Here is a 23,682-nt window from a genome sequence, read left to right as displayed (position 1 = left end):
TCAGGGCCGTCGACGGAACGGGCCCAGGCGCGGCGCGTGCGTGATCCCGAAGCGTTCGCGCAGCACGTGCCGTGCCGCGTACCACCCGCTCAGGCCGTGCACACCGGGACCGGGCGGCGTGGCGGCCGAGCACAGGTAGGCGTCCTCGGAGAGCCGGAACGGATTGGCGGCGCCGCGCGGCCTGGCGATCATCCGGTACATGGTCACGGTGCCCGTGGCGATGTCCCCTCCCACGATCGCGGCATCGTGCTCGTGCATGCGGTCGGCCGGGATGCCCCGCGCCGCGACCACCGTGTCGCGGAATCCGGGCGCGTACCGCTCGATGCGGGAGATCACCAGCTCCACGGGGTCGACCGGGCACCCCAGCGGCACGTGGGCGTAGGCCCAGATGGGTCGCAGACCGGCATGCTCGCGGCCCGGATCCCCGACCACCGGGTCGCTCACGAGGACGACGGGGTCCGCGGGGAGCCGCCCCCGGGAGACCTCGTGCTCGGCGGCGACCATCTGCGCGCGTGTGCCGCCGAGGTGGACGGTCCCCGCGCGGGCGACGTCGGGGTGGGCCCACGGGATGGGACCCGAGGTGACGAGGTCGACCTTGGCGGCGGCGCCCGCGTGGCCCAGCGCCTGCACGCCGCGCGCCACGCGCGCGTCCATACGGTCGCCGAGGATCCGGACGGCGTCGTCCGCACTCGTGTCCAGGAGCACGGCGCGCGCGGGGGGGAGCTGCGAGGCGCGCGAGACGGGCACGCCGGTCTCGACGGCACCGCCGTGGGCGTGCAGATCCGCGAGGAGGGCGTCGACGAGCACGCGGCTGCCGCCGACCGGGATGGGCCATCCCCGCGCATGGGCATGGGTCGCGAGCATGATCGCGGTGCCCGCTCCGGCGAGCGAGGGCAGGGGAGTGATCGCGTGCGAGGCGACGCCCGTGAGGAGAGCACGGGCGCGCTCGGTGCGCAGCGGGCGGTCCCAGGCGGCCGTGCCCTGGCTGAGCACCCGCGATCCGAAGGCCAGGGCCGTCGCGGCGCCCCGCGCGCTGAGCAGCCCGGCCGGAAGGCTGCGCTTGTCGGACAGCGCGAGGGCCGTCATGTCCTCGGCGGCGCGCACCAGGGGAGCGAAGACGCGCCGCCAGGCCGTCGCGTCCTCGTCGAGGCCGGCGACCGTGCGCTCGAGGTCGTGCCAGGCGATCCCGGCGTCCCCGCCGTCGAGCGGCTGGGCGTAGGACACCTCGGGCACGGCCATCCGGACGCCGCGGGCCGCGAGGTCGAACTCCTGCAGGAACGGGCTCGCGAGCGCCATGGGGTGCACGGCCGAGCAGATGTCGTGGACGATCCCGGGCGCCAGACCGAGGTCGAGGGTGCGGGAGCCGCCGCCGGGGGTGGCCTGGCCCTCGAGCACCTGCACCGCCAGACCCGCGCGCGCGAGCGTCACCGCTGCCGCGAGACCATTGGGGCCGGACCCCACGACGACCACGTCGGGATGCTCGAGGATGCTCACGGGGGCGAGCCTATCGACTCCCGCCGGACCCACCGGGGCCCGGTGCCGAGCACGACCTGCGTGCACGACACCGGGCCCCGGCGTCAGGATCGTCGTCCCGTCAGCGACGACGACGGGCCACGGCCACGGCACCCGTGCCCAGGGCCACGAGGCCCGCGGCGACGGCCGCCAGCGGCAGCACCTCGGAACCCGTGCGCGGCAGGCGCGGGGTCGCGGACGCCGGCACCGGCGAGGGGCTCACCGAGGTGGTGGTCGGAGCGGGAGGCGTGGTCACCACGGCGGGCGTGGTGGTCTCGGCGGGAGGCGTGGCCGTCTCCGTCGGAGGCGTCGTGGTCTCGCTCGGCGGAGCCGACGTGGTGGGCGTCTCGGTCGGGGGAGTCGGCGTCGGACTCGGCGTCGCCCCGTTCTCGCCGCTCGCGTCGCCACCGGCGTTGAAGACCTGGTCGAAGGCGGAGCCCTCGTCCTGGAAGTCGGTGCTCGCGAAGGTGTACGAGTTGCCCACCTCCGTCTGGCCGGGATCCGGCACCGAGGCGTAGGTGACGCGGACGACGGTGTCGGCCGGGGTGTCGCCCACGGGGACCACGAGGGAGTCGTCGGCCTCGCCCGGTCCGCGGTTCTCGCACTGGACATCGGGCTGCGGGTCCACGAGCGTGAAGTCCGAGGGGAGGACGCTGCCCTGGCGCGTCCCCCGGTAGACCTCGACGGTGTCGCACAGGATGCGCTGGTTCTGCGCGTGATCCGTGATCACGCCGTTCCTCGTCGCGCCGGCGACCTCGATGGACCAGCCGTTGCGGTTGCCCCCGGCGCTCCAGGCGTACTTGCGGGAGTCCTGGGACGGCAGCTCGGTGCCGTAGTCCCCGGGCTCGGGCACGATGGTCGTGGACTCGTCGCCCCAGCGGATCACCAGCTCCTGGCCCGCCTCGGTGCCCTGCTCGACGTAGATGTCGAAGAACAGCGATCCCTGGACGTTCTTGGGGTGCGCGAGGACGTAGTCCGTGAGGGTGACCTCGACGTGGCCGTCCTTCGCCACGGCGGTCGCGACGACCTCGCCGTCCGCATCGCGGAGATCGAAGGTCCTCTGCACGGGCTGGAGCTCCGGGGGGAGCTCCAGGGAGAAGGAGTCGCCGGGCTGCGAGTCGTCCGGGACCTTCCAGTCCGCGGAGAGGTGGAAGGACTGTCCGACCTTGAACTCGCCGGACGTGGTCACCGAGGTGATCGCATCGGGGATGACCTCGGCGTTCGCCGGGGCGGCGATGCCGAAGGCGCCGAGGGACAGGGCTCCGGCGGCACCGAGGAGGACGAGGGATCGCAGGCGTGAGGACGGCGCGGTGCCGAGCGAGGGTGAGGTGGTCATCGGGTGAGCTCCTTCGCCCGCGTGCTGGAGAGCGCGCCGGGCTGGTACTGACGGGTCGTCGGGTTCCGGAGGAGAGACGGGCTCTCGGCGTCGAGCGACACCCACGGCCCACAGGCCGCAAAACGGACGGACAAGACGAACGGACGGATCAGGATGCACGGTGGACAATAGGGCGATATGGACATCCGGGGCAAGCGACGCGCCGCCCGATGTGGACCACGTGACCGCGGATGTCATCGGTTCGTCGCCGGCCGGCCCCGGGGTGCACGCCTTGTGGCCACCCGGCGGTCGCGCCGTGCACCTCTCGTGCGAGCGCCGCGTCCGGCATCGCCGCCGGGGGCACGATTCCCGTAGGGTCGGGGACATGGTCAACAGCGGGCAGAGCGATCCCTCCGAGCAGCGGTCCCCGGGGACCCACCGAGCGGGAGAGGGCGCCGCGGGTGGGAGCACCGCTCCTCGCGGCGGACGTCCCGCCCGACCGCAGGCGGTCCTCGAGGTGGTGGGGAAGACGCGCGTCACGCCCAACCTCATCCGGATCCTCCTGGGCGGGGACGGCATCGCCCACCTGAACGACAACACCTCCACCGATGCCTACGTCAAGCTTCTGCTCCCCGAGCCCTCGAGCGGCCTGACCCCGCCGTACGACCTGGACCGCCTCCGCGAGGAGACCCCGGAACTGCTCCCCAAGGTGCGCACGTACACCGTCCGCAGCTGGGACCGGAGCACCGGGCGGATCGCCCTGGACGTCGTCCTGCACGGGGAGGGGGAGGTCGACGGCGTGGCCGCGCAGTGGGCCGACGGTGCGATCCCCGGTGACCTGGTCGCCATGCGGGGAGCCGGCGGCAGCTACACCCCGGATCCCGCCGCGAGCTTCCACCTGCTGATCGGCGATCACTCCGCGCTGCCGGCGATCGCCTCCTCGCTCGAGGCCATGGAGCCGGCCGCCCGGGGACTCGCCCTGATCCAGCTCGACCACGCCGAGGACCGCCTGCATCTCAGCGCGCCCGACGGCGTCGAGATCCGATACCTCCTCGAGCCGCGTGAGGCGTTGGTCGCACAGGTCGAGGAGCTCGACCTCGTGGGCACCTCGGGCCTGCAGGTGTTCGCCCACGGGGAGCGCGGGATCATCAAGCAGATCCGTCGTCTGCTCGTCACGGAGCGGAAGATCCCGCAGGAGCAGATCTCCATCTCGGCGTACTGGGCCCTCGGGCGCATCGAGGACCAGTTCCAGGCGGAGAAGCGCGAGCCGATCGGCAGGATCGACGACTGAACGGTCGCACCGGTGCGCCATGATCGGGGCATGTACAGCCCCGATCCGTCCCGTCCCCAACTTCCGCCCGAGCCGCCGGTGCTGCACACCGGTCCGGACGGCCTCGCCCGCCCGCCCTGGGCCAGCCACCACGACGACCTCCGTGACTACTACGACACCGAGTGGGGCGTCCCGGTGCGGGACGAGCGGGGCGTCTTCGAGCGGCTGAGCCTCGAGGGCTTCCAGTCGGGCCTGTCCTGGGCCACGATCCTGCGACGCCGCGAGGGATTCCGACGGGCCTTCGCGGACTTCGACGTCGATGCGGTGGCGGCGTTCACGGCCGAGGACGTTCAGCGCCTCGTCGACGATCCGGGGATCATCCGTCATCGCGGCAAGATCGAGGCCACCCTCGGCAACGCCCGCGCCGCCGTCGCCCTCCGGGGGACCCCGGGACTCGGGGCGGGCGCCGCGCTCGGTCCCGGCGCCGACCTCGCCGACCTCGTCTGGTCCTACCGGCCGGACCGCACGCCCGTCCCGCGCACACCTGCCCAGGTCCCTACCACCAGTGCGGAGTCCATCGCACTGGCCCGGGAGCTGCGCGCCCGCGGCTTCCGCTTCGTCGGCCCCACCACGATGTTCGCGCTCATGGAGGCGCTGGGGATCGTCGACACCCACCTCGTGGGATCCCACCGGCGCGGGGTCTCGGGGCTCTGGGAGGCCGACGGCTCCCCGCGGACGTGACCGCAGGGTCATACTCCGTCATACGAATGCGGCGCGCGCCGCGGGCGGGCGCACCCTGGTCGACAGTCATCGCTTGAGGAGGAACTGCCGTGGGCACTGCCAACGTCCATGCCGGGTGGAACGCCGAGGACCCGCACGGGTCGGTCGTCCCACCGATCTATTCCACCAGTGCCTACGCGCACCGGACCCACGCCGGTCTGAAGGCTCTGTTCGCGCGGGAGTGCGACGGCTTCGCCTACTCGCGCGCCGGGAATCCGACCACGCGCGTCCTCGAGGAGCGGGTGACCGCGCTCGAGCACGGGATCGGCGCGATCGCCGTGGCCAGCGGTCAGGCCGCGACCACGATCGCCCTGTGCTCCCTGCTCGCGCCGGGCACCCACGTCGTGGCCTCGGACCGGCTCTACGGCGGGACCACCGAGCTGCTGCACGACACCCTCGTGGATCTCGGCGTGGCCACGACCACCGTGGACCCGTGGGACCTCACCGCCTGGGACGCGGCGATCCGCCCCGAGACCCGCGTGTTCCTGCTCGAGTCGATCGCCAACCCGGGCGCCGAGCTCGTGGACCTCGCGGCGGTCGCCGAGATCGCCCACCGCCACGACATCGCCGTCGTCGTCGACTCGACCCTCGCGAGCCCCGCGCTCTACCGCCCGGGCGACCACGGCGCCGACGTCGTCGTGCACTCGGCCACGAAGTACCTCGCGGGCCACGGTTCGGTGATCGCCGGGCTGATCGTGGACACGGGGCGCTTCGATCCGCGCCGATGTCCCGAGCGGTGGCCGCGTCTGACCACCCCGAACCCTCGCTTCGACGTGACGTTCTCCGACGACTACGCGCAGGGGTGCAGCGGCCTCCTCGGCTTCGCCCGCGCCAAGTACGTCACGGACTTCGGAGCGACCCTCTCGGCCCAGAGCGCGCACACGGTGCTCTTGGGCATCGAGACGCTGGACCTGCGCATGGAGCGCATCAGCTCCCACGCCGCGCAACTCGCCGCCTGGCTGCGCGAGCAGGCCGGCGTCACCCGCGTGAACCACCCCACGAGCCCGGGCCGGCCCGACGCCGTGATCGCCGTGCGGGACTTCCCGCGCGGCACCTCGGGCGTCTTCTCGGTGGACCTCGACGGCGGGGAGGCTGCCGCGGCGGCGTTCTGCGACGCGCTGGACCTGATCACCCTCGCCGTGAACATCGGCGACGTGCGCAGCCTGGTCTGCCATCCCGCGACCACGACCCACACGCACCTGGACGCCGCCCAGCGCGCGTCCTGCGGCGTGCAGGACTCGACCGTGCGCCTGACCATCGGCCTCGAGGATCTCGAGGACCTCCGCGCCGACCTCGCGCAGGGTCTCGCAGCGGCACGTCAGGCCACGGCGGCGCTCACCGTCACGGCCTGAGGGCCGCACTCCGACACGGACGGGGCGGCCCCGTGGGATCCTGCCCCGCCTCGCGGGCGGACCTGGCCACGCCCCCGGCACCCCACGCCCTCGGCGTCGGGGGAGCGGGGGACGGCGTGCGTCGCCGGCCGCTCAGTCGTGGCGCTTGCGTCCGCGGGTCCGGTCGAGGACCCGCTGGTACCAGCCTGAGGTGCTGATCGCGTTCGCGATCCCCCCGCCGGCGATGAGGCCGGCGGCCTGCCCCTCGAACTGCTCGTTGCAGCGGGAGCAGAGGATGCGCGTCGCGGTCCGGTGGCCCTCTCCCCGGATCTTCGTGCGGCATTGGTCACATCGCATCGTCATCCCCCCATCATGGCACCAGGGGGTCGTGCGGGTCGGGGATCCCCCGTGCGAGGCCGTCGGGGATGCCCTGCGATCGCCGTCTACCCTGGGCGGATGCACCGCGCGCGCCCCTCCTCCGCCGACGGCGGATCCCCGCCGGTCCGAGGGGTCGGCCGGCTCGGCCTGGCGGTCCGCCTCGCCGTCGTCACGGCGGCCCTCGCGGTGCTCCTGCTGGGCCAGCTCCACCACACCGACGACTACTTCCCGCTCGGATCGATGGCGATGTTCGCGCAGGCCCGCGACCCCGAGGGGATCGTCGACGACACGTGCGTCCAGGGGCGCTTCGAGGGGGACACCGAGCCCACACGCCTCGCTTTCGGGTCCGGCGGGGTGGGTGTCGCGCGGTCGGACCTGGAGGGGAACCTGCCGCGGCTGCGCGAGGACCCCTCGGGCCTGCAGCCGCTGGCCGAGGAGTACGCGCGGCACCATCCCGGGGCGCCCCCGCTGCGCACCATCGCCGTGTGCGTGGACCGCTACCGGCTGCACCAGGGCGGGCCCAGCGGTCCGCCCGAGCACCTGGTGCTCGTCGAATGGACGGTACGGTGAGCGTCCTGAGCGGGGAGACCTCGCACCGGGGAGCCGCGACCTCCCGGTTCCTCGACGCCGTCGCGCCGGCCCTGCCCCTGCAGCGCCTCGCCCTTCTGCGTCGCCTCATCAGCGCCTTCGTCGTCGTGGACGTGCTGCTGATCTCGAACGACGTGATCGGCCATGCCGCGAACCCCGAGTTCTACCGCCCCACTCTGCTCGCGCGCCTCCTGCACCTGCCGCCGGTCCATGCCGCGGGGGCGTGGACGCTCCTGGTCCTGATCCTCGGGGCAGGGGTGCTCGGCACCCTCGGGGTCCTGCCGCGGGTCACCGGGTGGGTGCTCGCCGCAGGGTTCTTCGTCTGGATGCTGTACTCACAGGGCTACGGCTACGTCAGCCACGACCATCTCGCGCTGATGGTGGCGGTGGCCGTGCTGCCGACGGCCGGTCGGGCGGGCCTCGGCGACCGCGGGCTGTCGCGCCCGGCGGGGTGGGCGCTGCGGTGCCTGCAGGTGGCGGTGGTGATGACCTACTTCGCCTCGGTCCTCGCCAAGACCGTCATCGCGGGATCGCCCGCGGCGTGGGCGAACAGCGCGGTGTTCGCCTTCGCGATCATCCGCCGGGGCGCCCCCTGGGTGCGCTGGACGCTCGAGGTGCCCTGGATCTTCGTCCCCGCGCAGTGGGCGCTCGTCGTGCTCGAGACGCTCTCGCCGCTCGCGCTGTTCCTGCGGGGCAGAGCGCTGTACGTGCTGATCGCCGTGTTCTGCGCCTTCCACTTCGCCACGTTCATCGCGCTCGGGATCCACTTCCTGCCGACCGTCGTGTGCTGGGCCGCGTTCCTCCCGCTCGAGAGGCTCCGCAGGCCGCGGCGGCGCGGCGGCGCCGGGGCACAGCAGGCGACGGCCGCCTGATCCGCGACGGGGAGCCCGGGGGCCTCAGCCGTCGATGCCGAGGCGGCCCAGCTCCTCGCCGATCACCGAGGGATCGAGCTTGGTGAAGATCGGCACGGGCTTGGCCACCGGCGCACCGACCTGCACCGCGCGGTGCTCCCACGCCGGGACATCGGAGTAGTCCCCGGTGATGATCGGGTAGCCGGGGCCGCCGTCGAGGTCCTCGACGTCCTCGAGGCGGGGCATCGGGGCGATGACGCGCGTGCCGCCCAGGGCCTTCTCGACCTCATTGGCGGAGAACGGCAGGAACGGGGCCAGCATCGTGTTGAGGTCGGTGACCGCCTGGGCCAGCACGTGCAGCACGGTCTCCAGGCGCTCGCGCTGCTCGGGAGACTTCAGGCGGAAGGGCTCGGTCCGGGAGACGTAGGCGTTGGCCTCTCCCACCAGGCGCATCGCCTCGTTGATCGCGGCCCGCTGGTGGTGGGACCCGATGAGCCGGCCCACCGAGGCGAACCCGCCCTCGATCTTCTCCAGCAGCGCGCGGTCCACGTCCTCGAGCTCCCCGGCGGCCGGGATCTCGCCGATGTTCTTGGCGATCATCGCCGCCGTGCGGTTGACGAGGTTGCCCCAGCCGGCGACGAGCTCGTTGTTCGTGCGGGCCACGAACTCCGACCAGGTGAAGTCCGCGTCCTGGTTCTCCGGGCCCGCGGCGGAGATGAAGTACCGCAGGGCATCGGGCTGGTAGCGCTCCAGCACGTCGCGCACGTAGATCACGACGCCCTTGGAGGAGGAGAACTTCTTGCCCTCCATGGTCAGGAACTCGCTCGAGACCACCTCGGTGGGCAGGTTCAGCTCCCCGTAGACCCCCGGCTCGCCGCCCTTGTCGCCCTTGCCGTTGTGGCCGATCAGCTCCGCCGGCCAGATCTGGGAGTGGAAGACGATGTTGTCCTTGCCCATGAAGTAGTACGTGAGGGCCTCGGGATCGTTCCACCACTGGCGCCAGCGGTCGGGATCGCCCAGGCGCCGCGCCCATTCGATCGAGGCGGAGAGGTAGCCGACCACCGCGTCGAACCACACGTACAGCCGCTTGGTGGGCTGGTCCTCCCAGCCCGGGACGGGGATCCCCCAGTCGATGTCGCGCGTCATCGCGCGCGGACGGATGTCCTTCAGGATGTTCTGGGAGAACCGGATGACGTTGGGGCGCCACAGCCCCGTCGCCTCGCGCTCGTCGAGCCAGCGTCCGAGCTCCGCGGCCAGTGCCGGGAGGTCCAGGAAGTAGTGGACCGTCTCGACGAACTCGGGCGTCTCGCCGTTGATGCGGGAGACAGGGTCGATGAGGTCCGTGGGGTCCAGCTGGTTGCCGCACGTGTCGCACTGGTCGCCGCGGGCGCCGGCGGCGCCGCAGATCGGACAGGTGCCCTCGATGTAGCGGTCCGGGAGGGTGCGCCCCGTCGAGGGGGAGATGGCCCCGTGGGTGGTCTGCTCGATCATGTAGCCGTTGTCCCGCACCGTCCGGAACATCTCCTGCACCACCTGGTAGTGGTTGACGGTGGTGGTGCGGGTGAACAGGTCGTAGGACAGCCCCAGCGCCACGAGGTCCTGGACGATGACGCGGTTGTTGCGGTCGGCGAGCTCGCGCGCCGTGACGCCCTCGGCGTCGGCGGCCACGAGGATCGGGGTGCCGTGCTCGTCGGTGCCCGAGACCATGAGCACGTCGTTGCCCGCCATGCGCATGTAGCGCGAGAAGACGTCGGAGGGCACCCCGAACCCGGCGACGTGGCCGATGTGGCGGGGGCCGTTGGCGTACGGCCAGGCGACTGCGGACAGAACGGTGCTCATGGGGGACAAGTCTAGGCGCGTCGAGGCCCCGGGCCGGTCCGACCGGGCGGGACGCGCGCTCCGCCATGCCTGGCACGGCCCTCGTGTCCGCCGATGACGCCGCCGTCCGGGCCCGAGCCGCCACGGGCGGACCCGCCGCTAGGGTGGTCCGGACCCCCGAGACGGAACCCGAGCAGCAGGAGGCCGCCGCACCATGCACCCCCACCGCCTACGGGCCGATGCCGTCCCGGCCGACGTGCGCGCCGCCCTCCCTGCGATCCTCCAGGACGTCGCCCTGCTGGTGGGCACCGAGTCCTCGAGCGACGACCTCGAGGCGCTCGCCGCCTGCCGGGAGGTGCTCGAGGACCTCGTCGTGCGTCGCCTCGGACGGCCGGACCGCCGGGTGCTGCACCCCGGAGGTGCGCGCGGGGACACGCTCGAGATGACCTATACCGGCGACGGGTCGGGGTCGCTGCTGTTCGTGGGCCACTACGACACGGTCTGGCCCACGGGCACCGTCGCCGGCTGGCCGCTGGCGCCCGTCGAGGTCGAGGGACGCGGCCCGTGCCTCACCGGTCCCGGCGCCGTCGACATGAAGGCGGGCCTCGTCGTCGCGATCTGGTCCCTGCTGCTGGCCCGGGACACGGGGGCACCGCTGCCCACCGTCACCCTGCTGCTGAACGCGGACGAGGAGATCGGCTCGCTGTCCAGCCGGCCGGTCATCGAGGAGGTGTCCGGCCGCCACGACGCCTCGCTCGTCTTCGAGGGCGGACTCGACGGCGCCGTCAAGACCGGCCGCAAGGGCGTCGGGATCTTCGAGGTCACGTGCCACGGCATCGAGTCCCACGCCGGGAACTTTCCCGAGCAGGGGGCCAGCGCCATCACCGCGATGGCCGAGATCATCCCGGCGATCGACGCGCTCGCCGACCGGGAGGCCGGCACCACCGTCAACGTCGGCACGATCCGTGGCGGCTCGGGCACCAACGTCGTCGCGCGCCGGTGCACGGTGGGGATCGACGTCCGGGTCACCTCCTCCGCCGAGCAGGACCGGATCGACGCGGGCCTCGCGACCCTGGTCGCACCGGACCCGCGGGTCCGCGTCGAGGTCGAGGGGCGCTGGAACCGTCCGCCCATGGAGCCGGGCGGACGCAGCGCCGCGCTCTTCGCACAGCTCGCCGCCGCGGCCGGGCGCCTGGGGTACGCCCTGCAGGGCGTCAGCGTCGGCGGGGCCAGCGACGCGAACTTCATCGCGGCCGCGGGCAATGCGGTCGCGTGCGGGGTGGGGCCGGGCGGGGGAGGCCCCCACGCGCGGCACGAGTTCGTCGAGGTCGCCTCGATCCTCGAGCAGACGGCGCTCGTGCGCGAGGTCCTCCGATCCGCCGGGGCCACGGGCACCCCGACCACATGAGGCGCACCGCTGATGGTGCCGCATTCCTCCCGCTACCCTGACCCCATGAGCACCGACGGACTCCTTGCCGCCCAGCAGAAGATGCGGGACGCCGGCGTCGCCCAGACGGCGATCGACGTCTTCACCCGATACCACCACCAGCTCGCCGACGGCGTCACGGGGTCCATCCCCGAGGACACCATCTCCCCGTACACCGACCCCGCGCACCTGGACGGCATCACGGTCGATCCCGAGGTCGCCGCGCGGGCCTTCGACCAGCTCGTCGTCATCGACCTCAACGGCGGCCTGGGGACCTCGATGGGCATGGACCGCGCCAAGTCCCTGCTGCCCGTGCGCGACGGCCGCTCGTTCCTCGAGATCATCGTCGAGCAGGTCCTCGCGGCCCGCGCCGCGACCGGCGCCCGCCTGCCGCTGCTGTTCATGGACTCCTTCCGCACCCGCGAGGACACCCTCGAGGTGCTCGCCCGCTACCCCGACCTGCCCGTGGGCGACCTGCCGCTGGACTTCCTGCAGAACAAGGAGCCCAAGCTCCGCCGGGACGACCTCTCCCCGGTCACCTGGGACGCAGATCCCTCCCTCGAGTGGTGCCCGCCGGGCCACGGCGACATCTACACCGCCCTGCAGACCTCCGGGATCCTCGCGAAGCTGCTCGAGGCGGGCTTCCGCTACGCCTCCGTCTCCAACTCCGACAACCTCGGGACCGTGCCGGACCCGCGGATTGCCGGCTGGTTCGCGGCCAGCGGCGCGCCGTACGCCGCCGAGCTGTGCCGTCGTACCCCGGCCGATCGCAAGGGCGGTCACCTCGCGGTGCGCCGCTCCGACGGGCGCCTGATCCTGCGCGACACCGCGCAGACGCCGCCGGAGGAGATGGACTTCTTCACCGACGAGAACCGCCACCCGTTCTTCCACACCAACAACCTGTGGTTCGACCTGCAGGCGCTCGACGAGGTGCTGAGGGCCCACGACGGGGTCATGCCGCTGCCGTTGATCCGCAACGAGAAGACCGTCGATCCCGCGGACAGGGCCAGTACGCCGGTGTACCAGATCGAGTCGGCCATGGGCGCCGCGATCGAGGTGTTCGACGGAGCCACCGCGATCGTTGTCGGCCGCGAGCGCTTCCTGCCCGTCAAGGCCACCAGCGACCTGCTGCTCGTGCGCTCGGACGCCTACGCCCTCGACGAGCGCGAGGCGCTCGTGCGGCAGGTGGACCCCGTGCCCACGGTGTCGCTGGACGCGGACCACTACACGCTGATCGGCGACTTCGACGCCCGCTTCGCCGACGGCGTGCCGTCCCTGCGCGAGGCACGCTCCCTGACCGTCGAGGGCGACCACGTCTTCGGCGCCGGTGTCATCGCGCGCGGCGATGCGAAGGTCACCGCCGAGGACCCCCGCGAGATCGCCGCGGGCACGATCCTCCAGGGCTGAGCAGCCCGGGCCCGGACGGGGCCGCGGTCCGGGCCCTGGCCCGTGCCGCGGCCCCGTCCGTCGTCGTCCTCGGGGCGTCGGTCAGGCGTCCGCGCGGCCCCGCTCGTAGCCGCCGGGCCCGACGAGGTCCAGGGCGTGGGGCAGCGGGTTGCCGAAGCGGTGGTCCGTCGCGCTGATCGCCTGCTCGTGCACGAAGGCCAGCAGCTCCACCCGGCCGCTGCGCACCGGCGCCCCGGGGAACAGCGCGACCTCGACGCGGTGGGAGATCGCCGCCAGCAGCGCGACGTCCGGCTCCCCGAGAAGGCGGATCCGCAGCCGGGAGAGCCCCGGGACCCGCCCGGCGAACTGGGCGTCGGTCTCCACCGCGAGCGGTGCGCCGGGGATCCGGGCTCCGACGACCTCGCGCAGCGCGGCATCGGCGACGGACACCTCGACGTCCGCACCGACCGTCGCCGCCGCGTGCAGCACCCGGGAGAGCTGTGCGGCAGTGGTTCCCTCCGATGCGCGCACCACGGTGGGCACCGGCAGGTGACGCAGCACGTTGCGCTCGCCGTAGAGGTCCTGCACGTCCCGGGGTGCGAACACGGTCGCCCACAGGTCGCGGTCGGAGAACTCGGCCTCGGTGAGCCACGCGTCCTCGTCGGCCGAGGGCGCGGGGTCCGCGGCATCCATGAGATGCACCAGGTAGTGGGGGCCGCCCGCCTTCGCGGTCTCGCCGATCGCCGACCTCTTCCAGCCCCCGAACGGCTGGCGCTGGACGATCGCGCCGGTGATGCCTCGGTTCACGTAGAGGTTCCCGGCCTCGACGGCCTCGGTCCACCGGGCGATCTCCGCGGGCTCGAGCGAGTGCAGGCCCGCGGTGAGGCCGTAGACCGTGCCGTTCTGCAGCCGGATCGCCTCCTCGAGCGTGTCCGCGTGCATCTGGCCGAGGATCGGCCCGAAGTACTCCGTGCGATGGAAGGCCGAGCCCTCCCGCACGCCGGTCCGCACGCCGGGGGACCAGAGCCGCCCGTCCTCGTCGAGCCGGGCGGGGCGCGACAGCCACTCCTCGCCGGGCCCGAGGGTCGTCAGACCGTCCAGGAGCTTGCCGGCGGCGGGCTCGATCACGGGCCCCACCTGCGCGGTGGGGTCGGTGGGCTCCCCGATGTGCAGGCTCAGCACGGCGTCGGCGAGCTGGCTGCGGAAGCGCCGGGACCGGGTCACGGAGCCGACCGTGATGACCAGGGACGCGGCCGAGCACTTCTGCCCGGCATGGCCGAAGGCGCTCGCCGCGACGTCCTTGGCCGCGAGGTCGAGATCGGCCTGCGGGGTCACGATGATCGCGTTCTTGCCGCTCGTCTCAGCCTTGATCCGCAACGCGGGCCGCCATCCGGCGAACAGCGAGGCGGTCTCGTAGGCGCCCGTGAGGATCAGCTGGTCGATCCGCTCGTCGGAGACCAGGGCCTGACCGACCTCGTTCTCGGGCACGTCGAGGTGCACGAGGACGTCCTCAGGAACCCCCGCCTCATGCAGGAGCGCGACGAGCACCGCACCGCAGCGGCGGGCCTGGGGGGCGGGCTTGATGACGACCGCGCTGCCCGTGGCCAGGGCCGCGGCGACACCCCCCGTGGGGATCGCGAGGGGGAAGTTCCACGGCGGGGTGACCAGGGTCAGCGGCCGTGGCGTGAACGTCACGTCCTCGCGGGCCGCGAGGGTCTCGGCCTCATCGGCGTAGAACAGCAGGAAGTCGATCGCCTCGGAGACCTCCGGGTCCCCCTGCTCGAGCATCTTGCCGGTCTCGGAGGCCGCGACCTCGAGGAGCTCCCCGCGGCGCCGCGCGAAGAGCTGGGCCGCGCGGCGCAGCACCCCGGCCCTCTCGGAGGCAGGGCGTGCAGCCCACGCCGGCTGCCTGTCGAGCGCCCGCCGGATCGCGGCGTCGACCCCTTCGACCGTGTCGACCACGGCCTCGTCCGCCTCGTGCACGCCGATCTGCGAGCCGCGCACGCGGTGGGTGATCTGATCGGCCCACGCCTGGTTGGCAGGGGTCGAGAGGTCGCTGTCGGGGGTGTTGCGGAAGTGCCCCGGGGTCGCCGGCAGCGCGGCCGAGCCGAGCTCGACGAGCTCGCCGCGGGCCTCGGCCGAGCGGTCCTGGGTGCGGTGGGTGGGCTCGGGCGTCTGCGTCAGGGCGCGCTCGAGGGCGCGGCGGAACCGGCCCTCCTCGCGAGCGAAGAGCTCCGCGCTCTCGCCGAGCTCGAACACCGCCGACATGAAGTTCTCGCTCGACGCGTTCTCCTCGAGGCGACGCACCAGGTAGGAGACCGCGACGTCGAACTCGCGCGGGGAGACGACCGGCACGTACAGACGCATCGAGCCGACGGCCTCGCGGACCACCTGCTGCTGGCCGGGGGCCATGCCCGCGAGCATCTCGAACTCCACCGCCCCGTCCGAGCGGTCCACACCCCGCTCGGCGAGCAGCAGGTGCGCGAAGGCCACGTCGAAGAGGTTGTGCCCCGCCACGCCCACGTGCACCGCGGCGAGGGACTCCGGGGTCAGCGCCTGCAGGAGCACCCGCTTGTACTGCGCATCGGACTCCTCCTTGGTGTGGAAGGGGGCCTGATCCAGCCCGCGCAGCGAGGCGTCGACCTCCTCCATCGCGAGGTTCGCGCCCTTGACCACGCGGACCTTGATGGGGGCGCCGCCGCGTGCCACGCGGTCCTCGGCGAAGCGGCGAAGCCGCGCGAGCGCGCCGAGGGCATCGGGCAGATAGGCCTGCAGGACGATCCCCGCGCGCAGGTGCAGCAGCTCGGGGCGGTCCAGGAGGCGCTCGAAGACGTCGAGGGTGAGCGCGAGATCGCGGTACTCCTCCATGTCCATGTTGATGAACGTCGGGTGCTCGGCCCGTGCCGAGTCGAGGTACAGCGGCAGGAGCGTCTCGACGATGTGGTCGACGGTCTCCTTCTCGCCCCACAGCGACAGGTGGTCCACGATCGAGGAGACCTTGATGGAGGCGTAGTCGACATCGGGCCTCGCGACGAGCTCGCGCACGCCGCGGAGACGACGTCGCGCCTCCCGGGCGCCGAGGACCGCCTCTCCCAGGAGGTTGATGTTCAGCTCCGTGCCGTCGGCGCGCAGTCGCGCGATGGACCGGGCCAGGTGCGGATCACGGGCGTCGAGGATGAGATGGGAGACCATGCGGCGCATGACTGCCTGGGCGGTGGGGACGACGGCCTGCGGGAGCACCGGGGCCATCGACCCCCCGAAGGACACGATGCGACGCAGGGCCGGCGGCAGGAAGGCCGGGGGATCGGCGGCGAGGCGCCGCAGCTCGACCGCGGCCGCGCGCGGGTCCTCCGGACGGATCACCCGGTCCACGAACGCGACCGTGAAGTCGAGACCCTGGGGATCCTTGAGCAGATCCGCGAGCAGGCGGGCCTGGGCCGGGACCGGATGGGTCGAGGCCTCCGTCACCCACTCCCGGACCTGCTGGGAGACCTGCTGCTCCGTCACGCCGGTGGCGGGGGAGATGTCGGGGGACGGGGTGGAGGACAACGGCGACTCCTGCTCACGAGATGCTGCGGACGGGCACGTGCCCGCTCGGAGCGCCGCGGGCGGCGGGGCCCCGGCGCGTGGGACACGACGCCGTGCCCGGGATCGACACTATCCCCGGCGTCGGCGTGACGGTGCCCACGTCTCCCTCCGTTGCCGTCTCGTGACCCGGGCGAGTGACCTGGGGCACCTGCTGTGCCACGATGGGGCGATCCGACCAGCACGACCCGCCCACCAGGAGGTCCCCATGAAGAAGCTCGTGTTCGTCCTCGGCGTCGCCCTCGGCTTCGTGCTCGGCTCCCGCACGGGCCGCGGCCCGTACGAGAAGCTCGAGCGCACCGCCCGCACGGTCGCCGAGGACCCCCGCGTCCAGGAGGCCGCGACCCAGGCCCGCGACACGGCCGCCCGCACGGCCCGCGATGCCGCAGAGACCGTCAAGGACAAGGCGCCCGGCGTGGCCGCGGCGGCCAAGGAGAAGGCGGGCGACGCCGCGGCGGCGGCCAGGGACGCCGCCGCGAGCGCGACGCACCGCGCCACGGGCTCCGGCGACGATGACTCCGCCGAAGATGCCCCCTCCGATGATTCGCCTTCGGGGGATTCCGAGACGGCCCCCGACGCCGACACCGACGGCCGTGCCGCCGTCCCGGGAGCCGGTGCCACCGAGGGCGGTGCCAGCGCCGGCGGGAGCGACGACTCGGACGCCGCCGGCGGCGACGCCCAGGTGGGGGACCGGCTCCTGGGGAGTTGACACCCGACCCCGCGCGAGCGAAGCAGGAGGCCCGCACCGTCGACGGTGCGGGCCTCCTGCGCGACGGCCGGTGCAGGGCTCCGGGCACCGTCGTCAGCCGTGACGCCCCGGCGCGACCCGACCGGGGCCCGCGGCGGACCGAGCGGTCAGCCCCCGCCGATCACCGCGGCCCCGGCCGCCCGCTGCTCGCGGAGGAAGCAGGCGCCGCACAGCGACTCGTACGTCACCGCGGCACCGTCGTCGATGGCGACCTGGTCGCCGGTGAACACGTACCGACCCTGCGCCCGCCGGCAGTTGAACTCCGCCTGGGAGCCGCAGCGACACATGGTCGGCAGCTTCTCGAAGTTGTCGGCGAGCTCGAACAGGCGCCGGCTCCCGGGGAACTCATGGGTGAGGAAGTCCGTGCGCAGGCCGTAGCAGATGACCGAGATCCCGTCCTCCTTGGCCACCAGGAAGAGTTCGTCGACCTGGGCGCCGGGGAGGAACTGCGCCTCGTCGACGAGCACGCAGTGCAGGGGCCGCAATCCCTTGCCGTCCGCCGTCCGCGCGATCTTCTCGCGCAGGGGCTCCCCGGGCGCGACCAGCACGTCGACCTGGCGTCGGGCCCCGCCGCGCGCCACCACCCAGTCGGCGCCCTTGGTGTCCACGGCCGGTTTGACGGTGAGGGTCGCCAGTCCCCGTTCGTCGTAGTTGTACGCGGTCTTGATCAGCGTGTCGGACTTCCCGGAGTTCATCGCGCCGTACTTGAAGTGCAGTTTGGCCATCGGATGTGACGCTCCGGTCAGTCGGGGGCTCGGGACTGCCCGAGTCTAGGGGGCACCCCGGCCCCTGCGTCATACTGGCTCGGCCCGTCGTCCACACCCCCAGGAGCAGCACGTGAGCCCTCATCACAGCAGGGACCCCCACCGGACGTCACCGCGCAAGCCGTACACGCGCACCAACTCCGCGCACCGGACGGGGCACGGCCATCTCAGCCGACGCCTGAGCGCGGGAGACCCGCTCAGCGACCAGTCGCCCACCCGGCGCATCCCCGTCGGCGTCTCCACCTCGTCGGTGTTCCCGCTGCCCGTCGAGGACTGCTTCCGCATGGCCGACCACATCGGCTACGACGGCGTCGAGGTGATGGTCTCGGTCGACAGGACCAGCCGCGACGTCGGCGCGCTCGCGGCGCTGTCGCGCGAGTACAGCCAGCCGATCCTCTCGCTGCACGCCCCCACGCTGTTCCTGCTCCAGCACGTCTGGGGCTGGGACCCGTGGGTCAAGATCGAGAAGACCGTGCAGATGGCCCAGGAGCTCGACTGCCCGACGATCGTGGCCCACCCGCCGTTCCGCTGGCAGGGCTCCTACGCGCGGGACTTCGTCCAGGGCGTCGCCGAGCTCGAGGACCGCTACGGCATCGCGATCGCGGTCGAGAACATGTACCCGTGGCGCCTGGGCGTCCGCGAGGCGATGATCTACCTCCCGGACCACGACCCCACCGACGAGGACTACGCCCACGTCACCGTCGACCTGTCGCACGCCGCGACCGCGGGCGACGACGTGCTCGCGATGATCGATCGGCTGGGCGACCGGCTGACCCACCTGCACCTGGCCGACGGATCCGGCAAGACCACCAAGGACGAGCACCTGCCGCCCGGCGAGGGCAACCAGCCGTGCGCCGAGGTTCTGCGGCGCCTGTCCAACCGCGGCTGGCAGGGCTCGGTGCTGCTCGAGGTCAGCACGAGTGGACGCAAGGGGCCCACGGCTCGCGAGGACATCCTGCGCCAGAGCCTGCTGTTCGCACGTCACCACCTGGGCCACGGCGTCGGCGAGGCCCCGGTGACCGGTGCGTCCACGGGCACGACGGCCGGCCCCGGCCTCGACGGCACCGCGACGCCCGACGACTGAGCGCGCGCAGGGGGATTCCACCCAGCCCACGGGCAGGCGGACAATGGAACAATGTCCGGGGCCCCGCGCGGCGGGAGGGGCCGCTCCGCGACCGGCGCGTCGGACGCGGACCACGACCAGCTCGGATGAAGGTGCACAGCTTGAACGGGAACACGACGTTCGTCCATCGCAACACGGCGCTGCTCGCGGTCGAGGCCACCGAGGCGCAGGTCCCTGTGAGCTCCGACCAGATCGACGAATGGCTCGCCCCGGCGCGCCGTCGGCTGCGGCTGCCCAAGGGCGTGCTGCAGCGGGTGGCGGGCGTCTACGAGCGCCGCTGGTGGCGCGACTCCGAGAACGGCTGGCGCCAGGGCATCGTCCTGGCCGCCGAGCGCGCCATGGCCAAGGCGGGGATCACCCGCGACCAGGTGGGCCTCATGATCAACGCCTCGGTGAGCCGCCAGCACCTCGAGCCCGCCGTCGTCACCTCCGTCCACGACGCCCTGGGCATGCCCAGCTCCTGCATGGACTTCGACATCACCAACGCCTGCCTCGGCTTCGTCAACGCGATGACGATGGCCTCGGGCATGATCGACTCCGGCCAGATCGAGTACGCGCTGATCGTGGGCGCCGAGGACGTCGAGGAGGTTCAGCGCGGCACGATGGACCGCCTGAACTCCAAGGGCGCCACCCGCAAGGACTTCAACAACCAGTTCGCCTCGCTCACCCTCGGCTCGGGCGCCGCCGCCGCCGTCCTCGGCCGCGCCGACGCCCATCCCGAGGGGCACCGCCTCGTGGGCACGCAGGCCCGCGCCGCCACGCGCTTCCACGACCTCTGCATCGGCGACATGGACGACATGCGCACCGACAGCGAGGGCCTGCTCGAGAACGGGATCGGGCTGATCATGGAGACCTGGCGCGACGCCAATGCCGCGGGCCTGGACCTGCGCGGCTGCGACCACGTGATCCCGCACCAGGTCTCGATGGTCTACACCCGCAACTTCGCGAAGGTCAGCGGGGTGGGCATGGACAAGATCCCCGTGACGTTCCCGGACTGGGGCAACGTGGCCGCCGAGGCCGTGCCCATGACGCTGGCCAAGCACCAGCCCAACATCACCCGGGGCGACCGGGTCCTGCTGCTCGGGGTCGGCTCCGGGCTCAACACCGCCTTCATGGAGGTCCAGTGGTGAACGCCCGTCCGCATCGTCCCGGCTCCGCCCAGGGATGTGACACCTCCCTCCCGGCGATCCCCGCCCTCGAGGGGGTGGATCCCCGCGCCTCCCGCACGGTCACCGCACGCGACCACACCGGCACGGTGCGCACCTGGCACCTCCTGGACTCCGCCCCGCTGCTGGCCGAGCGCGGCATCGAGCCCGAGGGCACGCTGCTGTGCGTCCACGGCAACCCCACCTCCTCGTTCCTGTTCCGCTCGCTGATCCGCGACGACATCCCCTGGCGGGTGCTGGCCGTGGACCAGCTGGAGATGGGCTGGTCCGAGCGCACCGGCGTCACCCGTAGGCTGCAGGACCGCATCACCGACCTGTCCCTGCTCACAGACTCCCTGGGCCTGCGCGGCCCCGTCGTCACGGTCGGCCACGACTGGGGCGGGATCGTCTCGGTGGGCTGGGCGCTGGACAACCGCGCCGACGTCGTCGGGATGATCCTCACCAACACGGGGATCCATCAGGAGCTGGGGGAGTCCCTGCCCAAAGCTCTCGAGCTGGCGACGGCGCCGGGCTTCCTGCCGGCCGTGACCGCGATCACCGACGCCTTCCTGCGCACGACGCTCGCACTGTCGGACCCGCCGCTGGCCCCCGCGGTGCGCGAGGGCTACCTCGCGCCGTACCGCACCCACGCCCGCAGGGCCGGGATCGAGGCGTTCGTCGCGGACATCCCCGCGACCGCCGACCATCCCAGCCGGCCCACCCTGGAGCGCCTGGCCGCCGGGATCCGCGAGCTGCACGTCCCGACCCTGTTCGTCTGGGGTCCCAAGGACATCACCTTCTCCGACCGCTACCTGCGCGATCTGATCGAGCGGGTCCCGCACGCCGACGTGCACCGCTTCGAGGGCGCCAGCCATCTCGTGTGGGAGGACGCCGACGTCGCCGGCCTCGTCTCCACCTGGCTCGCCGACACCCTCGGCGCGTCGCCCCGACCGCGACGATCGGTCTCCCTCGACGCCGAGCAGGCACCCGACCAGCACCTCGGTGCCCGCATCCAGGAGCTCGCCGCGGATCCGGCCCGCCGTCACGAGGCGGCCGTCGTCGAGATGCGGCCCGACGGCCAGGACCCCCGGGAGATCTCGTGGGGGATGCTCTCGGCCCGGATCGACGACATCGCCTCGGGGATGCTGGCCCACGGGATCCGTCCCGGGGAGAGGATCGTCCTGCTCGTGCCGCCGGGCGCGGACCTCACGGCGATCCTCTACGCCTGCCTGCGGATCGGCGTCGTCGCCGTGGTCGCCGACGCGGGTCTCGGGGTCGACGGCCTGACCCGTGCCGTCATCGGCTCCCACCCCGACCACGTGATCGGCGTCGAGAAGGCGCTGCTGGCGGCGCGCGCCCTGGGATGGCCGGGGCGGCGCATCGCCGTCGAGCGCCTGCCCACCATCGACCGCCGTCTCCTGGGCGTCGACACCGCCGTGACCCTGCTCGCCGCCGAGGGACGCCGCATGCGCGAGCTCGGCGCCCCGCTCGCGGCCGCATGGCCGGCCCCCGAGGACGACGCCGTCGTCCTGTTCACATCCGGCTCGACAGGCCCCGCCAAGGGCGCCGTGTACACCCACCGCCAGCTCGGGGCGATGTTCACGGCGGTCGGGGAGACGCTCGACCTCGACCCCGACCGGGGTCTCGTCGCGGGCTTCGCGCCGTTCGCGCTGCTGGGCCCCGCGCTCGGGGCTCCCTCGGTGGTCCCGGACATGGACATCACCCGGCCGGGCGAGCTCACCGCGCAGGCGCTCGCCGGTGCGGTCCGGGCGCTGGGGGCACCGGCGGTCTTCACCGCCCCGGCCGCCCTGCGCAACATCCTGGACACCGCCGGCCGTCTGAGCGCCGAGGACCGCGCGGCCCTGGCCCGCGTGCCCAGCTTCTTCTCCGCCGGGGCGCCGATCCCGGCCCCGCTGCTGCGCGAGCTGCGGAGCCTCCTGCCCACCGCCCGGGCGCTGACGCCCTACGGCATGACCGAGTGCCTGGCCGTCGCCGCGATCGACCTCGACGGCATCGACGCGGCGGGGGAGGGACCCGGCGTGTGCGTCGGCCGCCCCGTGCCGCGCGTCGAGGTCGCGATCGCCCCGATGGACACCCTGGGCGCCGCCGGAGCCGAGATCACCACCGACGCCGACGTCACCGGCGAGATCCTGGTGCGCGCCCCGCACGTCCGCGACCGGTACCTCATGCTGTGGGGCACGACCCGTCGCTCCGCGCGGTTCCCCGGATGGTACGCCACGGGCGACGTGGGACATCTCGACGCCGAGGGTCGCCTGTGGGTCGAGGGACGCGCCGCGCACGTCCTGTCGACCTCCGAGGGCCTGCTGACGCCGGTCCGCATCGAGTCCGCTGCCGAGGCGGTCCCCACCGTGCGTCGCGCCGCGGCCGCCGCCGTGGGCCCGGCGGGGACCCAGCAGGTGGTGGTGATCGTCGAGGTCGAGGGGGAGCACCGACCGGGACGCACCGCCGTCCCGCGCCCCGCGCCGATCGCGCTGGCCGCCGCGATCCGCCGTGCGGTCCGGGCGGCCACCGGCACCGAGGTGTCGGCCGTCTTCACCACGCGGAGCCTGCCCACCGACATCCGCCACAACTCCAAGATCGACCGCACGGCCCTCTCCGCCTGGGCGGACAGGGCGCTCCAGGGCCAGAGGGCGGGTCGTCCGTGAAGGTCCTGGTCACCGGTGCCTCCGGCATGCTCGGCAGGGCCGTCGCGGAGACCCTGCGCGACCGCGGCGACACCGTCGAGGCCTTCCAGCGCCGCGCCGCGGACATCCCCGGGGTCCGGGACGTCCGGGGCTCCCTCACCGATGCCGGGGACGTGACGCGCGCCGTCGAGGGCGTCGACGCCGTCGTGCACCTCGCCGCGAAGGTCTCCATCTCCGGGCCCGAGGCCGAGTTCCGTGCCGTCAACATCGGCGGCACCCAGAACGTCCTGGACGCCCTGCGGGCCTCCGGCGGCGGGAGACTGATCAACATCTCCTCGCCGTCCGTCGCGCACCTCGGCACCTCGATCGTCGGGCTCGACGCGACCCCTCCGGATCCGGAGCGGGCCCGCGGCCCCTACGCCCGGACGAAGGCCTCCGCCGAGCTGCTCGCGATGGCCGCCGACGGCACCGACGGGCTCCTCGTGACCTCGGTGCGACCCCACGTGGTGTGGGGCCCGGGGGACACACAGCTCGTCGGGCGGATCGTCGACCGCGCCCGCAGGCGGCGTCTGCCGCTGCTGGACCAGGGGCTCGCGCTCATCGACACGACGTACGTGACCAACGCCGCCGAGGCGATCGTCGCGGCCCTGGACCGGATCGAGGAGGTCCACGGGGAGAGCTTCGTGGTCTCCAACGGGGAGCCGCGCACCGTGCGCGACGTCCTCGGAGGATTCTGCGACGCCGCCGGGGTGCCCCGCCCGACGCTGCGGATCCCCGGGAGCCTGGGACGGGCCGCGGGACGTCTCGTCGAGACGCTGTGGGACCTCCGACCCGGCACCGACGAGCCGCCGATGACAGAATTCCTCGCGGAGCAGCTGTCCACCGCCCACTGGTTCGACCAGCGCCGCACACGCGAGCGTCTGGAGTGGACGCCGCGCATCCCGCTCGACGACGGTTTCGCCGAGCTCCACCGGTGGTTCGAGCGCCACCCCGTCCCGGCATGAGCCGCAGGTCCCG

At 73.2% G+C, this 23,682-nt stretch carries 18 protein-coding genes; 12 read left to right on the top strand and 6 right to left on the bottom strand.

The features are described from left to right. Complete coding sequence (locus ACT3TZ_RS00945; protein ID WP_444581662.1) at positions 1-1,488, bottom strand: phytoene desaturase family protein; 1,488 nt, start codon at positions 1,486-1,488, stop codon at positions 1-3. Positions 1,489-1,594: 106 nt separating this feature from the next. Beyond that, complete coding sequence (locus tag ACT3TZ_RS00940) at positions 1,595-2,848, bottom strand: Ig-like domain-containing protein (RefSeq protein WP_444581513.1); 1,254 nt, start codon at positions 2,846-2,848, stop codon at positions 1,595-1,597. 364 nt (positions 2,849-3,212) lie between these two features. On the opposite strand from ACT3TZ_RS00940, the gene ACT3TZ_RS00935 reads away from it, so the two are divergent. From ACT3TZ_RS00935 to ACT3TZ_RS00925, 3 genes are all read left to right on the top strand, one after another. Continuing rightward, positions 3,213-4,118: a siderophore-interacting protein gene (locus tag ACT3TZ_RS00935; RefSeq protein ID WP_444581512.1), complete on the top strand. Its 906-nt coding sequence runs from the start codon at positions 3,213-3,215 to the stop codon at positions 4,116-4,118. 30 nt (positions 4,119-4,148) lie between these two features. Beyond that, positions 4,149-4,838, top strand: coding sequence for a DNA-3-methyladenine glycosylase I (locus ACT3TZ_RS00930; protein WP_444581511.1), 690 nt, complete (start codon positions 4,149-4,151; stop codon positions 4,836-4,838). A gap of 89 nt (positions 4,839-4,927) precedes the next feature. After that, a complete protein-coding gene (locus tag ACT3TZ_RS00925) occupies positions 4,928-6,229 on the top strand; it encodes an O-acetylhomoserine aminocarboxypropyltransferase/cysteine synthase family protein (protein ID WP_444581510.1) in 1,302 nt (433 codons plus the stop codon). Positions 6,230-6,361: 132 nt separating this feature from the next. On the opposite strand, the gene ACT3TZ_RS00920 is transcribed toward ACT3TZ_RS00925, so the two are convergent. Beyond that, positions 6,362-6,571, bottom strand: a complete 210-nt coding sequence (locus ACT3TZ_RS00920) for a hypothetical protein (protein ID WP_444581509.1) — start codon at positions 6,569-6,571, stop codon at positions 6,362-6,364. 93 nt (positions 6,572-6,664) lie between these two features. On the opposite strand from ACT3TZ_RS00920, the gene ACT3TZ_RS00915 reads away from it, so the two are divergent. Both ACT3TZ_RS00915 and ACT3TZ_RS00910 read left to right on the top strand, forming a co-directional pair. After that, complete coding sequence (locus tag ACT3TZ_RS00915; protein WP_444581508.1) at positions 6,665-7,156, top strand: hypothetical protein; 492 nt, start codon at positions 6,665-6,667, stop codon at positions 7,154-7,156. Continuing rightward, complete coding sequence (locus ACT3TZ_RS00910; protein ID WP_444581507.1) at positions 7,153-8,046, top strand: hypothetical protein; 894 nt, start codon at positions 7,153-7,155, stop codon at positions 8,044-8,046. The genes ACT3TZ_RS00915 and ACT3TZ_RS00910 overlap by 4 nt, the downstream gene beginning before the upstream one ends. Positions 8,047-8,070: 24 nt before the next feature. On the opposite strand, the gene metG is transcribed toward ACT3TZ_RS00910, so the two are convergent. Then, positions 8,071-9,864, bottom strand: coding sequence for a methionine--tRNA ligase (gene metG, locus ACT3TZ_RS00905; RefSeq protein WP_444581506.1), 1,794 nt, complete (start codon positions 9,862-9,864; stop codon positions 8,071-8,073). Positions 9,865-10,057: 193 nt separating this feature from the next. On the opposite strand from metG, the gene ACT3TZ_RS00900 reads away from it, so the two are divergent. Next, positions 10,058-11,251 (top strand): M20/M25/M40 family metallo-hydrolase, encoded by a 1,194-nt coding sequence (locus tag ACT3TZ_RS00900; RefSeq protein ID WP_444581505.1) that lies wholly within the window; start codon positions 10,058-10,060, stop codon positions 11,249-11,251. Between the two features lie 45 nt (positions 11,252-11,296). After that, complete coding sequence (locus ACT3TZ_RS00895) at positions 11,297-12,676, top strand: UTP--glucose-1-phosphate uridylyltransferase (RefSeq protein WP_444581504.1); 1,380 nt, start codon at positions 11,297-11,299, stop codon at positions 12,674-12,676. Between the two features lie 81 nt (positions 12,677-12,757). On the opposite strand, the gene ACT3TZ_RS00890 is transcribed toward ACT3TZ_RS00895, so the two are convergent. Next, entirely contained in the window at positions 12,758-16,204 is a 3,447-nt protein-coding gene (locus ACT3TZ_RS00890) for a bifunctional proline dehydrogenase/L-glutamate gamma-semialdehyde dehydrogenase (RefSeq protein ID WP_444581503.1), read from the bottom strand. 244 nt (positions 16,205-16,448) lie between these two features. Here ACT3TZ_RS00890 and ACT3TZ_RS00885 point away from each other — a divergent pair, with 244 nt between their 5' ends. Then, positions 16,449-16,949, top strand: a complete 501-nt coding sequence (locus tag ACT3TZ_RS00885; protein ID WP_444581502.1) for a hypothetical protein — start codon at positions 16,449-16,451, stop codon at positions 16,947-16,949. Between the two features lie 146 nt (positions 16,950-17,095). Here ACT3TZ_RS00885 and ACT3TZ_RS00880 read toward each other — a convergent pair whose 3' ends face one another. Continuing rightward, positions 17,096-17,713 carry a thymidine kinase gene (locus ACT3TZ_RS00880; protein ID WP_444581501.1) on the bottom strand — a complete coding sequence of 206 codons (618 nt, stop codon included), beginning with the start codon at positions 17,711-17,713 and terminating at the stop codon, positions 17,096-17,098. Between the two features lie 112 nt (positions 17,714-17,825). Between ACT3TZ_RS00880 and ACT3TZ_RS00875 the strand changes: the two genes are divergently transcribed. The 4 genes from ACT3TZ_RS00875 to ACT3TZ_RS00860 all read left to right on the top strand — a co-directional run bounded on the left by ACT3TZ_RS00875 (position 17,826) and on the right by ACT3TZ_RS00860 (position 23,669). Further along, the gene (locus tag ACT3TZ_RS00875; protein WP_444581500.1) at positions 17,826-18,836 is read left to right on the top strand and encodes a sugar phosphate isomerase/epimerase family protein; all 1,011 of its coding nucleotides are present in this window, start codon (positions 17,826-17,828) and stop codon (positions 18,834-18,836) included. 140 nt (positions 18,837-18,976) lie between these two features. Further along, on the top strand, positions 18,977-20,005 hold the full coding sequence (locus tag ACT3TZ_RS00870) for a 3-oxoacyl-ACP synthase III (RefSeq protein ID WP_444581499.1): 1,029 nt from the start codon (positions 18,977-18,979) through the stop codon (positions 20,003-20,005). Then, positions 20,002-22,686 carry an alpha/beta fold hydrolase gene (locus tag ACT3TZ_RS00865; RefSeq protein WP_444581498.1) on the top strand — a complete coding sequence of 895 codons (2,685 nt, stop codon included), beginning with the start codon at positions 20,002-20,004 and terminating at the stop codon, positions 22,684-22,686. Before ACT3TZ_RS00870 ends, ACT3TZ_RS00865 begins: the two co-directional genes overlap by 4 nt. After that, the gene (locus ACT3TZ_RS00860; RefSeq protein WP_444581497.1) at positions 22,683-23,669 is read left to right on the top strand and encodes an NAD-dependent epimerase/dehydratase family protein; all 987 of its coding nucleotides are present in this window, start codon (positions 22,683-22,685) and stop codon (positions 23,667-23,669) included. The genes ACT3TZ_RS00865 and ACT3TZ_RS00860 overlap by 4 nt, the downstream gene beginning before the upstream one ends. Positions 23,670-23,682 lie beyond the last annotated feature (13 nt).

It is taken from the genome of Brachybacterium sp. AOP25-B2-12 (assembly GCF_052378625.1).
Taxonomy (GTDB): Bacteria; Actinomycetota; Actinomycetes; order Actinomycetales; family Dermabacteraceae; genus Brachybacterium.
Note: the sequence above shows the minus strand (reverse complement) of the source record. Positions and strands in the feature narration are given on the sequence as shown.

What these genes read in the sequence shown, in the direction of transcription:
- ACT3TZ_RS00935 (WP_444581512.1), top strand. Translation starts at nt 3,213, where the DNA reads ATGGTCAACAGCGGGCAGAGCGATCCCTCCGAGCAGCGGTCCCCGGGG.
- ACT3TZ_RS00920 (WP_444581509.1), bottom strand. Translation starts at nt 6,571, where the DNA reads ATGACGATGCGATGTGACCAATGCCGCACGAAGATCCGGGGAGAGGGC.
- ACT3TZ_RS00885 (WP_444581502.1), top strand. Translation starts at nt 16,449, where the DNA reads ATGAAGAAGCTCGTGTTCGTCCTCGGCGTCGCCCTCGGCTTCGTGCTC.
- ACT3TZ_RS00930 (WP_444581511.1), top strand. Translation starts at nt 4,149, where the DNA reads ATGTACAGCCCCGATCCGTCCCGTCCCCAACTTCCGCCCGAGCCGCCG.
- ACT3TZ_RS00880 (WP_444581501.1), bottom strand. Translation starts at nt 17,713, where the DNA reads ATGGCCAAACTGCACTTCAAGTACGGCGCGATGAACTCCGGGAAGTCC.
- metG (WP_444581506.1), bottom strand. Translation starts at nt 9,864, where the DNA reads ATGAGCACCGTTCTGTCCGCAGTCGCCTGGCCGTACGCCAACGGCCCC.
- ACT3TZ_RS00895 (WP_444581504.1), top strand. Translation starts at nt 11,297, where the DNA reads ATGAGCACCGACGGACTCCTTGCCGCCCAGCAGAAGATGCGGGACGCC.
- ACT3TZ_RS00900 (WP_444581505.1), top strand. Translation starts at nt 10,058, where the DNA reads ATGCACCCCCACCGCCTACGGGCCGATGCCGTCCCGGCCGACGTGCGC.
- ACT3TZ_RS00915 (WP_444581508.1), top strand. Translation starts at nt 6,665, where the DNA reads ATGCACCGCGCGCGCCCCTCCTCCGCCGACGGCGGATCCCCGCCGGTC.
- ACT3TZ_RS00940 (WP_444581513.1), bottom strand. Translation starts at nt 2,848, where the DNA reads ATGACCACCTCACCCTCGCTCGGCACCGCGCCGTCCTCACGCCTGCGA.